Genomic DNA, 14,902 nt, shown 5'->3' with positions numbered 1-14,902 from the left:
TAATTCATTACCATACCATTAGATATGAATAATAAAAAATCATGTGCCAATAATAATGAAGTTATAACCATAAAAGATGGGTAAAAATGGACTATTCAAGACGCGCTAAGATGGCTTTTTCAAACCAAGGTAGTTCAGCTTTATCGGCTTCTAGCTTCATAATAACTGCCAGCGCATGGGTGGCCAAAAGCTGTTGATAGCCACTACTCGCATCAATCGTCAATAGCGATTCGGCAGCTAACGCTTGAGTGTTGGCATTTTGCGCATCAATACTGATTAATATCTGCTTATTATTTTTATAAAGGACGTCTACACGACCAAAAAACTGCCAGTCTTCAAAGGCGGCAATAATAGCGTCGGCGGCATCCTTAGTATAGATTTGCTGCGTCTTTTTGCCCGTATTGGTCCAATGCAGACGAACGGCTAACTGCAATGCCTCACTAAATACCACCAATGAGCCCATAATTCTTACATGCCAAGGACTGGTCAGCAGCTCCTCGTCAATGCCAATTAACTGAGCCGCTTCACGAGCGGACATAGGTGTATTGAATTGAAGCAGTAATTCAGGTGTAAGCGGATGCGACTGCTTGACGGCATCGTCTAAGCTATCATAATGATATAGAAAAGGCAGTGGCAAATCTTGCGTGACGGTCTTTTGATGATTTTACAGTTGTGTATCTGCCAGCTAATCGCCTTGTCAGTCAAAGCTTCTGCTAAGATGATAGCGTTTGGATCGATAGTTTGAGTACTGCTTTCACTCTCAATATCAGAGTGTTCTTCCTTATTATCAAGTGTTATAGCAGTATTATCCATATCTGTTTGAGTTGGCAAAGTAGACGAATCCATAAACATAGCGTTATTAAAGTAGAGGGTTAATATAACATTTAAAAGGCATGACCCGCCAATAAATTAGTGGGATAAGCTAGGGGAGTGTACAGCTTGATTTTATCAACGACGGAAATGATAGCAACTTGTACTAAACTTATATTTCGTCCACTATATGACAAGCGCTCTAAACCATTTTAAAAGCTGTTAAGCATCCAACAATCAAATAATCAAAGGAAAAAATAATGACTGAAGTAAATCAAAAGACTGCTTATGACGACAATAATATTTTTGCCAAAATGTTAGATGGTGATATTCCTTGTCATAAAGTCTATGAAGACGATAAGACCCTTGCTTTTATGGATATCATGCCGCAAGCCGAAGGTCATGTATTGGTGATACCTAAGCAAAAGGCAGTGGACTTGGTAGATCTTGAGCCAGAGTATGCCGCTGCTGTCCTGATGACTTCTAAAAGGTTGTGCAAGCACAGCGTCAAGTGTTTGAGCGTGAAGGCGTTATTCAGATGCAGTTGAATGGCTCACAAGCCGGTCAAACGGTTTTTCATTATCATGTGCATTTGATTCCATCGAGTATTCATGAGTTAGGACGTCATGCAGTAACGCAGGCTGATCAAGGTGAGCTTGCAGATATTGCTCAGCGACTTGCTACAGCTATTAGTGCTGCCTGATATCGAGGCATAAATTTTTAGGATGATAGGTATATAAGATTGAAGGGCAACTAACAAGTTGCCTTTTTTATTCGCCCAGTAATCATTGTGTAATAAACGTTAAGTTATTGTTGTAAACACGCGTTTATCTTGGGATTCGGCTAAAGTTTATGTTACATAGTATTCCCATCTATACAGAATGCGTCGGTATTATTGCTAACGTGCTGTTTTAATATTGATGACATCTATTGTTTGTAGATTGATATCTATTATGTTGATGAGTATCAGGGATAGGATTCTTTATCACTTATTTTTACGGATTTGAGGACATCACTGCTTATGATTAACGGTTCACGCTCTACCATTTTACTACCAGTCTTTATACCCGCAGCTGTGATTATGCTGCTGTTGGTCATCGGTACCGCCATCAATCCTGAGGCAGCGGGTGCTCTGTTCAGTGATGTGCTTAGTTTTACGACCGAGACCTTCGGCTGGTTTTTACATGCTGGCGGTTGCCCTGTTTTTGATGTTCATTATTGTACTGGCGTTTTCGTCTTATGGCAGTATCAAGCTGGGCCCTGATCATGGGGAGGCGGAATACGGATTCCTTGAATGGTTTGCCATGCTGTTTTCGGCAGGCTACGGGATTGCGCTACTATTTTATGGAGTAGCGGAACCAGTGATGCATTTTTCTAGTCCGCCAATGTCGGATCCGCAAACTATCGCCGCGGCAAAAGAGGCGATGCAAATTGCGTATTTCCATTGGGGTTTTCATATTTGGGCGATTTATGGTGTTGTTGGTCTATCCTTAGCGTATTTTGCCTTTCGCCATGGTTTGCCCCTATCGATACGCTCAACACTGTATCCACTCATCGGTGATAAGATTCATGGTCCTATTGGGCATATTGTTGATGTGTTTGCGATATTGGGTACGATGTTTGGTATTGCTACCAGTCTTGGTCTGTCAGTATCGCAAATCAATGCAGGTCTAAACTACTTGTTACCTGATATTATCCCCGTGAATACTACCATACAGGTCGTGGCGATTGCATTAGTGACATCAGCAGCACTGGTGTCCGTATTGGCAGGGATGGATAAAGGGGTAAAACGCTTGTCTATTCTAAATATGGTATTGGCAACCGCGTTGATGGTGTTTGTATTTGTAGTAGGGCCGACGATCTTTATCCCTAAATGCCTTTATGGAAAATACGGGTAGTTATTTGGGTAATATCGTTGAGCGTACCTTTAGCTTACAAGCGTACGAGAATAGCGATTGGATCGGTAGCTGGACCTTGTTTATCTTTGCATGGACGATTGCATGGGCGCCTTTTGTCGGTCTGTTTATCGCCAAGATTAGCCGTGGTCGTACCATCCGTGAGTTTGTACTCGGTGTGATGTTGGTGCCAACGTTCTTTACGTTCTTCTGGTTTTCGGTGTTTGGTGATACTGCCCTACACATGATTATGGTCGATGGCTATAACTCACTCATCAGCGAGGTACAAAACAACCAAGCGATTGCTTTATTTAAATTATTAGAGCGGTTACCGTTTACCGAATTTGTGTCGTCATTGACTATTTTGTTGATTATTACGTTTTTGTGACGTCATCGGATTCTGGCTCATTGGTGATCGATTCGCTGGCGGCTGGTGGTCGTAGTGATACGCCATGGTGGCAGCGCAGCTTTTGGGTAGTGACTGAAGGGGCCGTTGCCGCGGTGCTTTTGATTGCAGGCGGTCTCACAGCGCTACAAACGGCAGCAATCGTTAGTGCACTACCATTTGCGATTATCATTCTGATCTCCATGTTCGGTATGTGGCGCGCATTGCGTATCGAGGGACATCGTAATCAAAGCCTTGATCAAAATAACAAACTACCGCCGCACTTACTTAAACCGTCCGCATGGCGTGAGCGTATTGATTATATGACCGACAAGCCCACACGTGACAAGGTGCTAAACTACATCAAAGAAGTAGTGATGCCCTCGATGATGGAAGTGTCGTCTAAATTTGCAGAAACAGGTTGGACGACTGAGGTGAATTATGATGCAGCCAATAACCGTGCCGTGCTTGAGTTGCAACGTGGTGACGATGTCGAGTTTTGGTATGAAGTGCGCTTGTCTGAACATGAAGCGCCTGATTATTATACTGAAAGCAGCGCCGACACCTTGCCGCAAGAACACTATCATCGCGCTGAGGTGTATCTGCGCCGTGGTGGTCAGACCTATGACTTATACGGTTATAAGTCTGAATCGGTGATCAATGATATCATCGATCAGTTTGAGAAGTATTTGCACTTCTTGAATGTGTCACCTGATAGCCTACCGTGGCGTATGCAAGCGCATGATGATGCTATCACGCTAGAGCAGGGCAGTGTGCTTGATAAATAATGAATAGAATGTATCAAAAATGAGTAATGCTTATGCAAGCTATTCACGTTAATCGCTTGCAATAAATGTAAGAATCCTTAGAATAACGGCTTGTTTTCCTTACAAATCAAGCCGTTTTTTTATGTCTATTGATTCTCCTGTGTTACCTTCATCCTCGACTTCGTCCGACCATCCATTGTTGCAACCCTTAAATATAGGTGGTCTGACGATTGAAAACCGTTTGATGGTTGCGCCGATGGCGGGCGTGACGGACAATCCTTTTCGCCGATTGTGTAAGTCATTTGGCGCAGGTCATGCCGTCAGTGAGATGATCATCGCTGATACCGCACTTTATGCGCGCAAAAAGTCCCTATATCGTGCGAACTTCGATAACGAGATAGCACCTATCTCTGCTCAGATAGCAGGTGCAGAACCAGATAAATTGGCTGAAGCGGCTCGCTATCAGATTGATAATGGTGCGCAGATTATCGATATCAATATGGGCTGTCCGGCCAAAAAAGTTTGTCGTAAGCTGGCAGGCTCAGCGCTGCTGCAAGATGAGGATTTAGTAGCAAGATTGCTTGATGCTGCAGTCAATGCCGTTGATGCGCCTGTCACACTAAAAAACACGTTTGGGGTTTGAAAACGGTCGTGAAAACATCCTGCGAGTCGCCAAGCGGGCAGAGCAAGCAGGTATTGCCGCGATTGCGATTCATGGGCGTACGCGCGAGGATATGTATACGGGCGAGGCGCGTTATGAGTTAATACGCGAAGTCAAAGACAGCATTAGCATTCCTGTCATTGCGAATGGCGATATCGATAGCGCGCAAAAAGCGCAGCATGTTTATGAGATGACAGGCTGTGATGCGGTGATGATTGGGCGAGCCGCGCAAGGGCAGCCGTGGATATTTCGTGATATTGAGCGCTTTTTGCGCACAGGTGATGTGCTTGATGCCCCAAGTGTGAGCGAGATTAAGGAAGTTGTACTGGCGCATTTGCAAGAGCTGTATGACTTTTACGGCGAGGTACTCTGGCTGCCGTATCGCCCGCAAGCATATTGCGTGGTATACGACAGGCATCCCCAACTCCAACGCTTTCCGTCAAGCGATGTATGGCGAGGAGAGTACAGCAGGGCAGTTCCGCGTGGTTGAGCGTTTTTGCAGACGCATGAGTAGTAATGATCTGTACAGTTTCATCACGCTTATCATAAGCATAAATCACTGATACCTCTTTCAGCTCTATTGATTAGAGCTATATTTTATCAGCAGGAGCGGCTTCGTTAAAAGGCATAGCATCAGGGTTTTTCTCAGATGTTGGCTTTTCTTTTTGCCAAGGGAATCGGCCTTCTAGCTCAACTTGTAGTGATAAACTCAAAAACGTACGAATAAGCACGATAATACCCAATACTAAGACTCTGCGTAATGTCGGCTCTGTCACCACCGTTGCCATAATGTCTGCGGCAATCAGTACCTCAAGTCCCAAAAGAATGGATTTGCCAACGGTCTGCCTGCTCTCTACATAGGTATTATGGTTCAGGCCGCCCGATATCCGAAATGCTTTGTAAAAGGCAAAGAGGAGTCCAAAGAACATAATCAAGACACCAATGACTTCGACTATCTTGGCAATCAAGTCAATATAGTGGGTTAGGTTTCCGATCAAAATAATGTCTCCTCTGTATCAGTCAGCAAAAAGTATGGCGCTAAATATCGTCACTATTATATGATGATATATCACTATAAACCTCTAAAACCGTCAAGTTAACTATCAGCTATTGGTGTTTTGTTCACTGTATGCGATATTTTTTTGCTATGCTGTAAACGAATTTTCATTGGCATAGGACAGACAAAAAGGACTTTTTATGGCTAATCCCTCGAAAAAGCAATAACAAAAAGCAGTAAAAGGCAAGAATATTATCATTACGGGTGCATCAAGTGGTATTGGCGAGCGTACGGCTTTTTTATTAAGTGAGTGCGGGGCGCATGTTATTTTGTTGGCGCGTACTGAAGACAAACTAAAAACCGTCAAAGAAAATATTGAAATATTGGGTGGCAGGGCCAGTTATTATCCATGTGACCTCACTAATATGGATGAGATTGAAAAATCAGCGAACAAATTCTTGCTGATTTTAAACATGTGGATGTATTGGTCAATAATGCTGGTCGTTCGATTCGCCGTTCAGTCCATGAGTCGGTCAACCGTTTTCATGACTTTGAGCGCACCATGGAAATCAATTATTTTGGCGCGGTCAAAATTATTTTGGGTTTCTTGCCGACGATGATTAGCCGCCAAACGGGTCAAGTCGTCAATATCTCTTCGATTGGTGTATTGGCCAACAGCCCTCGTTTTGCCGCGTATGTGGCGTCAAAATCTGCACTAGATGCGTTTAGTCGTTGCTTAGCCGCGGAAGTCAAAGGCGATAATATCAAGGTCACCAATATCTTTATGCCTTTGGTACGTACCCCTATGATTGCCCCCACCAAGCTATACCGTTATATGCCAGCTTTGATGCCTGATGAAGCTGCATTAATGGTCGCAAAAGCGATTGTCCATAAGCCAAACAGTATTGCCAGTAATATGGGCAAATTTGCCTCAGCCACTTATTCGTTGGTGCCAGCATTTAACGTCGGTATTCAATCAATTGGTTATCGTATCTTCCCAAGTTCGACAGCGGCGCAAACGACTGATAGCAAGCCTAACTTTGCGCAGCGTGCCTTTGCCAGAATTCTCCCTGGTGAGCATCACTAAGATAGGTTTACTCTCAATTATTACGAAAACAAAAAAAGGATACGATGGTATCCTTTTTAATGCCCCATCTATTTGTATTAATGTTCCTATAATATAGATAGGTAAGGCGTTAGTAGCCTTTTGTTCTTAGCAATCTGCTTCGGTTAAAGTTTATTTGCCATAATGTACCTTTATAGGAATAAGAGTGGTTCCCTAGTGAGGAATTGAATATTTGGCTGTAGACCACTGGTATCAATAGTTTGAATTCTTGTGATAACTGTAGTGTACTTCACAGTGTACTTGTTGAACAATCTAAGATTGTTCAAAGCTAGGGAAGGTTTCATTCCATTTGCCTTCATCTTGGTATGAATAAAGGAGTTGGAAAAATTAGATCCAACTTAATTAGTTAGGCTTTATGATAAAAATCATCAAGCATCTTCTTCATCGCTCAAATACCAAATCATAAATTCATAGAAGCTATCCCAATGCGGTAATGTACCGTCGGCTAGTTGCTGTAGCTGTCCCATCTGATAATCCCATACACTATCATCTTCTATGTTGTACAAATACCCCCCTTCACCCTTCGCCTGTACTGAATAGAATATAGTTCTTAGGAACTCCCCAAACTTCATGTGCGAATTTTACTCCAAGAATGAAACTTCTTGTCGGTAGAGGATCAACTATTTCAGCAGCACCAGAACGTAAAGCTCTTAAAAAATATTTTGTATATAATTTAAAAAATCCACTGTCTTTTTGACACCATACGCCTAATGTAACCCCCTATAATAAACTGCCTTCTTACAGTGCTAACCCCACTCCAATTTTAGCTTTAGACATAGTCACAAGGGTTTTAAAGCGTTTGATATTAGGATTTTGAAAAAATAACTCGCGGGTTAAATCGTTATATTGATCCATACTTTTCACTGCAAAAATTAAGACAAAGTCCCATTCCCCAGTTACGTAATAGCACTGTTGAACGAAGGGGCAGTTTTCAAAATCTTGGCGCGTTGCATCCAGTTCATGTATTTTTTCTGACTCCACTTCAATATTCGCAATAATAGTCAAACCAAACCCTAATGCTTCTTGATTGAGTAACGCGGTGTACTGCTTGATCACACCATTAGCCTTGAGCTTCTTTAATCGTCGATTTATAGCAGCTGTAGACAAACTAACTTTCTCCCCAAGTTCACTTTTGAGGTATGCGCGCATCCTTTTGAATTGCACGTAGTATTTTTAGATCAAATTCATCTACTTCAATCATAAGTATTTGCACTTAATGGTAAGAGTTGTCTTGGCCAATTGGGACATTTCTGTGGCGTTCACTATTTTAGTTCATGCAAATAGCATTTTATTCCTTTGTGTTTAAGAAATGCTTTTCATCAAATATTTTGAAATTATTTTACTTATAAATAAAGAAAAGCTGTTCTTAGAATAGTGTAACGCAATAAATTTGCGTTTAGATGGTCAATTTAGAGAAATCATACTACAAAGCCTTCTTATACTAGTCATATCGCAACAGACTATTTACTCAAAAGTATGGGATTTATATGACAGTACTTACTTTAGATGCAAACACACTCCTTCAAAATATTGAAACCTTAGGAAATATTGGTATAGACAATCAGAATGGTGGTCGTTCACGTATTGCCTTAACGAATGCAGAAAAGCTTGGGCGTGACCAAGTAGTGACATGGATGAAAGCACTTGACCTAACAGTCCATATTGATGAGATTGGCAATATCTTTGGTATTTTGCCTGATCAGTCAGGCAATACAAGAGAAAATGCTTTGATGATTGGTTCTCATATTGATAGCGTATACAACGCTGGCGCATTAGATGGCTGCTATGGTGTATTGGCTGGATTGTCAGTCACTAAAGCCTATCGGGATCTAGGACAGACTCCTTCAAGGCCGATTATCGTGGCAGCATTCACCAATGAAGAAGGTGTGCGCTATCAACCGGACATGATGGGTTCGCTTGCTCATGCAGGGCTTAAGCGCGGAACAAGTCTTGAACAACATTGGTTCCGATGGCACACGTTTAGGAGATGAATTAAAACGTATAGGCTACCATGGCGATATGCCACTAGGAACTTTAGTACCAAGCCAATATCTTGAATTGCACATCGAGCAAGGCCCAGTTTTAGATAAAGAAGGCATTCAGATTGGTGCAGTGGCTAACTTACAAGGTATTTCTTGGCAAAAATCTTCATCAAAGGAAAAGCGAATCACGCTGGCACTACACCAATGTCAATGCGGCATGATGCAGGCTACGTAGCCGCATCTATCATAGCATTTTGCGTAACCACACTGATAATAACGCAGATACTTTAGCAACGGTAGGTAGTATTCAATTTGAGCCAAATGCCATCAATGTGATCCCTCGATCAGCTGAATTAACCGTAGATTTACGTAATCCTGATAACGCTAAATTGGGCATTGCTGAGCAAGCGTTAGTTGAGCATCTGAATATATTACGCCAAAAAGAAGGGGTAACGATAGAAACGGAAGTATTGGCTCGATTTGATCCCGTTATTTTTGACGAAGACCTGGTTCATTCTATTGAGCAGGCCGCCAATGCACTTAATATTCCACATCGTCGCATGACATCAGGTGCAGGTCACGATGCTCAAATGATTGCTCGTATTGCTCCAGCTGCAATGATTTTTGTACCAAGTAAAGATGGTATAAGTCACAACCCTAAAGAATTCACTGAAACTTATGATTTAATCCAAGGTGCCAAAGTGCTGCTAGCGACTGTAGAGTCATTACTGAATATCACTCACCCATAACCTACTTTCCATTTTGAGAGAATTAATCATGTTATTTAAAACTTAGATTAACACACCAAGTGCAACGCTAATTAATATTATAGAACGCCTGCATAGGCGTTTTAAACCCTAATCGTTTTCTTGGTCTGTTGTTTAGTTTGTTCTCAATGTCCTGTATTTCATTATCAGAGACTTGTCTAAAGTCACAACCCTTAGGCAAGTACTCTCTGATAAGGCCATTGGTATTCTCGTTGGTTCCTCGCTGCCATGACGCATAAGCATCGGCAAAGAAGAAAGGGCTAAAGAGCTTTTGTTTCACCTTCTTATGCTGAGCAAACTCTTTACCATTGTCAGAGGTAATGGTCTTAACCTGCAACCTCACTGGCGCTAAGAGTTCTATCATTGCCTCTGATACTTGCTGTGCTGTTTTATGACCCACACGCTTCATCTTCAGCAGCCCCGTTTTACGTTCAACGAGCGTGACAATCGCTTGCTTGTGATGCTGACCGATAACGGTATCCGCTTCCCAATCTCCAATACGTGAGCGTTCTTCAACAATACAAGGGCGCTCATGAATCGAGACTCTGTCATTGATACGGCCTCGAGTCTCAGCGGTTAGACGCTGCCGGTATGGTTTTCCTTTACGTCTGAGACACTGCCACAATGTACCGCCCTGCCTCTTATCACGCCAAATATAGCGATAAATGCTCATATGACTGATACCAGCATGAACGCCAGATATTTGCTCAGGACTCCAGTTCTCTTTAAGCTTGTCTGTCACCCATGCCCAGAGGTCAGTCACAATAGTTGTGGCGTTGTTAGCCCGTCTGTCACAAGCCTTGTTATTAGCATGCTTTGCTCGGTAACCTCGTAGGCTTTTATTACGCCTAAGCTCTCTTGATATGGTACTGGGACTTCTGTTTAACACCCTCGCTATAAAATTAATACTATGTTTTGCCCCTTTAAGGGCATAAATCTGGTATCGTTCACCTAGGCTTAGATGTGTATAGCTCATGGTTGCAATCTCACTTTGGTCGGTGGATAAAACTTTGATGCTAGCGCATCTAGGTCTTTTTTCACCTTGCATTTGGTATTGCACTTCATGTGTTAATCTAAGAAATCAAAAGCAACCTATATGGCCTATCCAAGCGAGTTGGCCAGCACTCTAAATCAAGACGCTGCCCAAAAAAAGCAAACAATGGCTTTCAAAATGGCCCTTACTCAGTCCAAATGCTACACCGCTTTGGTCGATGAAAGGTACAGCTCACGCTCTAGGGATCAAATCGCTTTGGATCAAAGATGAATCAAAACGCTCCCAGCTCGGTAGCTTTAAAGCTCTGGGCGCACCCAATGCGCTGATCAAACTGATTTTAAAACATTTCCCAGCATTCGAAGCGGACAAAATCTTGTTAGGTGCTTACCGTGAACAATTGGCTAATTTTGCCGTCGTAAGCGCCACTGACGGTAATCACGGACGAGCATTAGCAGCAGCGTCTCAGTCTAGTGGTTGTCCTTGTACTATTGTCATTCATGCACAAGTGAGTAAAGAACGTGAAGACGCGATTGCTGCTTACGACGCAACTATGGTGCGTATCGCTGGAAACTATGACGAGTCAGTTGAAGAAGCCGATCGAATTGCCAAAGAAAATGGCTGGACTGTCGTATCAGACACCTCGTACGAGGGTTATACGGAAATCCCAAGAGATGTAATGCAAGGCTACGGAGTGATGGCTGCAGAGATAGTGGAACAGCTTGAGGACAATCAGAAAAAACCCACTCATATTATCCCTTCAAGGTGGCGTAGGTGGTTTGGCAGCAGGAGTGTTCAGTTACTTTTGGGAACATTACGGAGTCGAGCGTCCCATATTTGTTATCGTCGAACCAAGCCAAGCTGATTGCTTGTATCAGAGTGCTATTCAAGGTAAGCCGGCTTCGGCTACGGGTAGTGTAGACTCTATCATGGCGGGTCTTGCATGCGGAGAAACCTCACAAATTGCTTGGAGGTTCTTACAACCGAGTGTAGACTATTTTGCTTTGATAGAAGATCAAGATGCCATAGACAGCATGTTACAGCTCGCTCAAGGATACCATGAAGATACTCCAATTGTTGGAGGCGAATCTGGTGTGGCAGGACTAGCGCTGCTAAGAAAATTAGTAGAACAAGATCAGCTTGATGTGTTAGAGCTAAACGCGAACTCCGAAGTTCTAATCATCAACACTGAAGGTGCTACCGCCCCAGAGCTCTTCAAAGAGTTAACAGGACTGACAGCAGAAGAAGTCATTGCTAAACAGTAAGGAGTGAATAATGTCATCCAATCAAGCACTACAAAAATTGTTGATGGGTTGGCGCCATCATTTACATCAGTATCCAGAAACTGGTTTTGAAGAACATAAGACTGCTGAATTTGTTACTCAAACTCTATCGAATATGGGATTAGAGGTAACATCTGGTATTGGCGGTACGGGACTAATAGCCAGTATAAGTCGAGGAGCTAGTGACAAGGCTGTTGCGATTCGTGCTGATATGGATGCCTTAAATATTTGTGAAGCATCAAATGAGCGTCAATATATTTCCCAACATCACGGAAAAATGCACGCTTGCGGACATGATGGCCATATGGCTATGGTTCTGGGTGCCGCAAAACTACTTACTGACAATCCTAACTTTGATGGTACGATACGTTTCTTGTTTCCAGCCTGCAGAAGAACATGGTTGTGGTGCAAAAGCGATGATGGCTGACGGAGTATTTGATCGTTTTCCAGTAAATGCAATCTTCGGTGGTCATAATATGCCAGGGATGCAATTAGGTACTATTTCTACTCGCTCCGGTGGCATTATGGCTAGTGAGGATAATTTTGAAATCACTATTCAGGGTGATGGTACTCATGCTGCTCGGCCACATATGGGTAATGATACGATGGTAGTGGCAGCAAATATAATTTTGGCTTTACAAACCATCGTATCTAGAAATGTAGATCCAAGCCAATCGGCTGTATTGTCTTGTACAGAAATCCTAACCGATGGACTGCGAAATGCCATTCCTGGGAGAGTAATCATTAAAGGTGATACTCGAAGCTATTCCAAAGCTATTCAAGTACAGCTTGAAGAGCGTATGCGTACGATTGTTGATGGTATATGTGCAGCTCACAATACTAGTGGTACTGTGAGTTACACTCATGAATTTGCACCTACAGTAAATTCTGAACAATATGTTCCTATAGCTGTAGAGGCAGCAGCGAAAGTGGTAGGGCGAGACCATGTTGAAGATAATATCCAACCGATGATGATTTCAGAAGATTTTGGAGCCTTTCTAGAAAAAATATCAGGCAATTTTGTTTTTCGGCAATGGAAAACAAAAAGATCAAGGTGGTACTCCTTTGCATAATGCTCATTACGATTTTAATGACGACTTACTTCTTATCGGAGCAGAATATTTTGCTACTGTTGCAAAGGACGCATTGAATCAATTGAATCATTAAACATTTACAATAAGTAAGAAATACATCAAAAAAACATTGATCAGAGAATCAAAAATAATGGTTGAAGAAGCTAAAGTAGTATTACATGAAGCAGAAAACATTGACTCACAAACTCATCGTTCTAATATATGGCGTTTAACCATTGCTCAGGCGTTATCAGGCGCTAACTCCGTTGTCATATATGCAACGGGAGCCATTGTAGGAAATATACTAGCGCCTTCACCTGTCCTAGCAACGCTGCCTATTTCAATATTTGTTGTTGGTATGGCAGCTTGCGTATTTCCAGCTGGAGAATTAGCGAGTAGATTTGGCAGACGAACTGCATTTTAGCCGGTACAGGGCTGGGATACTGACCGGTCTTTTAGCTGTAGCCGCCCTATTTATGGGTTGGTTTTGGTTGTTTTGTGTTTCCACATTCTTTGGTGGTGCTTATGCGGCAGTGGTACTTTCTTTTCGGTTTGCCGCTGCCGATGGTTTACCAGCCAATAAGCGGGCTCAAGCTCTGTCCCTTGTGATGGCTGGTGGCATTGTTGCGGGTATTATTGGTCCACAACTTGTCACCCATACCATGCATTTATGGCCACAGCAGATGTTTGCTGCTACTTTCCTTGCTCAGGCAACGGTAGCGTTGCTATCAGGTATTATCCTTTTGGTGTTCATGCGCCAGCGCCTAAAATTCCCTTAATGAATAAGGGACGTCCTTTGTTTGAAATTGCTCTTCAACCACGTTTTGTCTGTGCGGTAATTTGTGGCGCAGCATCTTATATGATCATGAACTTTCTTATGACAGCAGCACCTTTGGCTATGCACATGCATGGACACAGCCAAGAATCAGCAAATTTAGGTATCCAGTGGCATGTCATTGCCATGTATGCGCCAAGCTTTTTTACGGGTAAATTAATCGCACGTTTTGGTGCCACGCGTATTTCGGCTTTGGGTATTCTTCTAACTAGTTTATCAGCAGCTATTGGACTGATGGGAGAAGATATTTCACTTTTGGTGGATGTTGATTCTGTTAGGAGTTGGTTGGAATTTTGGCTTTTAGGCGCTTCCGCTTTGGTACTAGAATGTCATCAATCCGAAGAGAGAAATCGAGTTCAGTCGCTCAACGATTTTATTATATTCGGATTGATGGCTATAGGATCGTTTTCTTCAGGAGGAATACTAAGTATTTATGGCTGGTCTATTGTGTTGTGGGTGTCTTTCATACCTTTGGCAATGGCAGTAGTTACTTTGGCTGCAACAAGAATAAGTCGGCATAAAACAACCGTTTAAATTATACCCCAAGGGAACTAGCAAAACAGACCTCTTAATCAATTAACAGACCACTTAAAACAGACTGGTATAATGGAACCACTTATAACAGACTAGCGAAACCAGCAGGCCTTGTTAGGCTTTTCTATTGTCCAGCCCGTGAGTAATAATACTCGCAGGCTACAGTATCAGCGATAAACGGTTCTATAAAAGTATCGCGATCCAGTACGTTACTTAACCAAACACTCGCCACAATATCCAAAATATACCTATCATCAAGACAGCGATAACGAGTAATCGTTTTAGCCAATAAGGGAGTAAAGGTTTTTTATAACCCAAGTCATTGAGTTGACTGTCGACACCCGCTTGTAAGCTTTTAAACCCTTGCCCTGGCTGAGTAGATTTAACACGGTTTTTTACTAATGGACCAGGCTCATCTTCGATCTCTTGCTCTCTATCGAAACTAATGGCCTGATTGGGGATACCTTGTTTGCTGGCGATGGTATTGAGCTTTTTGCTGTTGTTTTACTTTGAGTGCAGTCTCATAGGCATCAATCCTAGTTTTGGCTTCATCCATACTGATGTTTTCGTCTGCCGCCAACGTTTTGATGGCCATTACCAAGTTGTTTTTTTCGACCATCATGATGACGTCTTTTGGCAACTTGGTATTGACCGGCTTTTGCTAGGGTCGGGGTTAAACATGGCTGTCCTTATTACGGCGTATGCGTGTGAATGAGTAGTCGCGTTTATTATAACCATTTTACATACAGAGTATTCAAGTTACACACAGAGTATTCAAACAAAAATACCGCGATCA

General features: G+C 42.5%; 19 protein-coding genes and 4 pseudogenes. 15 read left to right on the top strand and 8 right to left on the bottom strand.

The features are described 5' to 3' along the window. Positions 1-91: 91 nt before the first annotated feature. Together PKHYL_RS10125 and PKHYL_RS10120 are read right to left on the bottom strand one after the other, a co-directional pair. Positions 92-637 carry a hypothetical protein gene (locus tag PKHYL_RS10125; protein WP_240365074.1) on the bottom strand — a complete coding sequence of 182 codons (546 nt, stop codon included), beginning with the start codon at positions 635-637 and terminating at the stop codon, positions 92-94. Continuing rightward, entirely contained in the window at positions 601-846 is a 246-nt protein-coding gene (locus tag PKHYL_RS10120) for a hypothetical protein (RefSeq protein WP_240365073.1), read from the bottom strand. Before PKHYL_RS10120 ends, PKHYL_RS10125 begins: the two co-directional genes overlap by 37 nt. Before the next feature lie 224 nt (positions 847-1,070). Between PKHYL_RS10120 and PKHYL_RS18870 the strand changes: the two are divergent. The 4 genes and pseudogenes from PKHYL_RS18870 to dusB all read left to right on the top strand — a co-directional run. After that, positions 1,071-1,354, top strand: a pseudogene (locus tag PKHYL_RS18870) (HIT domain-containing protein); the annotation flags it as partial. Next, the gene (locus PKHYL_RS18865; RefSeq protein WP_442966172.1) at positions 1,349-1,513 is read left to right on the top strand and encodes an HIT family protein; all 165 of its coding nucleotides are present in this window, start codon (positions 1,349-1,351) and stop codon (positions 1,511-1,513) included. The pseudogene PKHYL_RS18870 and the gene PKHYL_RS18865, both read left to right, overlap by 6 nt. Positions 1,514-1,831: 318 nt before the next feature. Then, positions 1,832-3,878, top strand: a pseudogene (locus PKHYL_RS18135) (BCCT family transporter). 223 nt (positions 3,879-4,101) lie between these two features. After that, positions 4,102-5,081 (top strand): annotated as a pseudogene (gene dusB, locus PKHYL_RS10090) (tRNA dihydrouridine synthase DusB). Between the two features lie 27 nt (positions 5,082-5,108). Here dusB and PKHYL_RS10085 read toward each other — a convergent pair. Beyond that, positions 5,109-5,516: a DUF1622 domain-containing protein gene (locus tag PKHYL_RS10085; protein WP_240365068.1), complete on the bottom strand. Its 408-nt coding sequence runs from the start codon at positions 5,514-5,516 to the stop codon at positions 5,109-5,111. A 250-nt stretch (positions 5,517-5,766) separates the two neighbouring features. On the opposite strand from PKHYL_RS10085, the pseudogene PKHYL_RS10080 reads away from it, so the two are divergent. Continuing rightward, positions 5,767-6,602, top strand: a pseudogene (locus PKHYL_RS10080) (SDR family NAD(P)-dependent oxidoreductase). Between the two features lie 407 nt (positions 6,603-7,009). Here the strand turns inward: PKHYL_RS10080 and PKHYL_RS10075 are convergent. The 3 genes from PKHYL_RS10075 to PKHYL_RS18860 all read right to left on the bottom strand — a co-directional run bounded on the left by PKHYL_RS10075 (position 7,010) and on the right by PKHYL_RS18860 (position 7,842). Continuing rightward, positions 7,010-7,147 (bottom strand): hypothetical protein, encoded by a 138-nt coding sequence (locus PKHYL_RS10075; protein WP_201568295.1) that lies wholly within the window; start codon positions 7,145-7,147, stop codon positions 7,010-7,012. A gap of 232 nt (positions 7,148-7,379) precedes the next feature. After that, positions 7,380-7,748 (bottom strand): Lrp/AsnC family transcriptional regulator, encoded by a 369-nt coding sequence (locus tag PKHYL_RS10070; protein WP_240365067.1) that lies wholly within the window; start codon positions 7,746-7,748, stop codon positions 7,380-7,382. A 19-nt stretch (positions 7,749-7,767) separates the two neighbouring features. After that, positions 7,768-7,842 carry an AsnC family transcriptional regulator gene (locus PKHYL_RS18860; protein WP_442966154.1) on the bottom strand — a complete coding sequence of 25 codons (75 nt, stop codon included), beginning with the start codon at positions 7,840-7,842 and terminating at the stop codon, positions 7,768-7,770. A gap of 286 nt (positions 7,843-8,128) precedes the next feature. Between PKHYL_RS18860 and PKHYL_RS10065 the strand changes: the two genes are divergently transcribed. From PKHYL_RS10065 to PKHYL_RS10055, 3 genes are read left to right on the top strand one after another with little or no spacing between them, the layout of a single operon-like run. Next, positions 8,129-8,632 carry a M20/M25/M40 family metallo-hydrolase gene (locus PKHYL_RS10065; protein ID WP_240365066.1) on the top strand — a complete coding sequence of 168 codons (504 nt, stop codon included), beginning with the start codon at positions 8,129-8,131 and terminating at the stop codon, positions 8,630-8,632. Then, entirely contained in the window at positions 8,592-8,858 is a 267-nt protein-coding gene (locus tag PKHYL_RS10060; protein WP_240366571.1) for a hypothetical protein, read from the top strand. The genes PKHYL_RS10065 and PKHYL_RS10060 overlap by 41 nt, the downstream gene beginning before the upstream one ends. Before the next feature lie 19 nt (positions 8,859-8,877). Then, positions 8,878-9,372 (top strand): M20/M25/M40 family metallo-hydrolase, encoded by a 495-nt coding sequence (locus PKHYL_RS10055; protein ID WP_240365065.1) that lies wholly within the window; start codon positions 8,878-8,880, stop codon positions 9,370-9,372. 67 nt (positions 9,373-9,439) lie between these two features. Here PKHYL_RS10055 and PKHYL_RS10050 read toward each other — a convergent pair whose 3' ends face one another. Next, on the bottom strand, positions 9,440-10,366 hold the full coding sequence (locus PKHYL_RS10050; RefSeq protein WP_025643743.1) for an IS30 family transposase: 927 nt from the start codon (positions 10,364-10,366) through the stop codon (positions 9,440-9,442). A gap of 235 nt (positions 10,367-10,601) precedes the next feature. Between PKHYL_RS10050 and PKHYL_RS10045 the strand changes: the two genes are divergently transcribed. The 7 genes from PKHYL_RS10045 (at position 10,602) to PKHYL_RS10015 (ending at position 14,106) form a co-directional block, all read left to right on the top strand. After that, positions 10,602-11,246: a pyridoxal-phosphate dependent enzyme gene (locus tag PKHYL_RS10045; RefSeq protein WP_240365064.1), complete on the top strand. Its 645-nt coding sequence runs from the start codon at positions 10,602-10,604 to the stop codon at positions 11,244-11,246. After that, entirely contained in the window at positions 11,173-11,646 is a 474-nt protein-coding gene (locus PKHYL_RS10040) for a pyridoxal-phosphate dependent enzyme (protein WP_240366525.1), read from the top strand. The genes PKHYL_RS10045 and PKHYL_RS10040 overlap by 74 nt, the downstream gene beginning before the upstream one ends. 10 nt (positions 11,647-11,656) lie before the next feature. Beyond that, on the top strand, positions 11,657-12,091 hold the full coding sequence (locus PKHYL_RS10035) for a M20 metallopeptidase family protein (RefSeq protein ID WP_240365063.1): 435 nt from the start codon (positions 11,657-11,659) through the stop codon (positions 12,089-12,091). Further along, entirely contained in the window at positions 12,081-12,737 is a 657-nt protein-coding gene (locus PKHYL_RS10030; RefSeq protein ID WP_240365062.1) for an amidohydrolase, read from the top strand. The genes PKHYL_RS10035 and PKHYL_RS10030 overlap by 11 nt, the downstream gene beginning before the upstream one ends. A gap of 151 nt (positions 12,738-12,888) precedes the next feature. Then, entirely contained in the window at positions 12,889-13,161 is a 273-nt protein-coding gene (locus tag PKHYL_RS10025) for a hypothetical protein (RefSeq protein ID WP_240365061.1), read from the top strand. Continuing rightward, positions 13,139-13,516, top strand: a complete 378-nt coding sequence (locus PKHYL_RS10020) for a hypothetical protein (protein ID WP_240365060.1) — start codon at positions 13,139-13,141, stop codon at positions 13,514-13,516. The genes PKHYL_RS10025 and PKHYL_RS10020 overlap by 23 nt, the downstream gene beginning before the upstream one ends. 17 nt (positions 13,517-13,533) lie before the next feature. Further along, positions 13,534-14,106 carry an MFS transporter gene (locus PKHYL_RS10015; RefSeq protein ID WP_240365059.1) on the top strand — a complete coding sequence of 191 codons (573 nt, stop codon included), beginning with the start codon at positions 13,534-13,536 and terminating at the stop codon, positions 14,104-14,106. 442 nt (positions 14,107-14,548) lie between these two features. On the opposite strand, the gene PKHYL_RS10010 is transcribed toward PKHYL_RS10015, so the two are convergent. Further along, positions 14,549-14,728 (bottom strand): hypothetical protein, encoded by a 180-nt coding sequence (locus PKHYL_RS10010; protein ID WP_240365058.1) that lies wholly within the window; start codon positions 14,726-14,728, stop codon positions 14,549-14,551. Positions 14,729-14,902 lie beyond the last annotated feature (174 nt).

Source organism: Psychrobacter sp. KH172YL61 (genome assembly GCF_007182895.1).
Classification (GTDB): Bacteria; Pseudomonadota; Gammaproteobacteria; order Pseudomonadales; family Moraxellaceae; genus Psychrobacter; species Psychrobacter pacificensis.
This window is presented reverse-complemented; position numbering and strand designations above follow the sequence as displayed.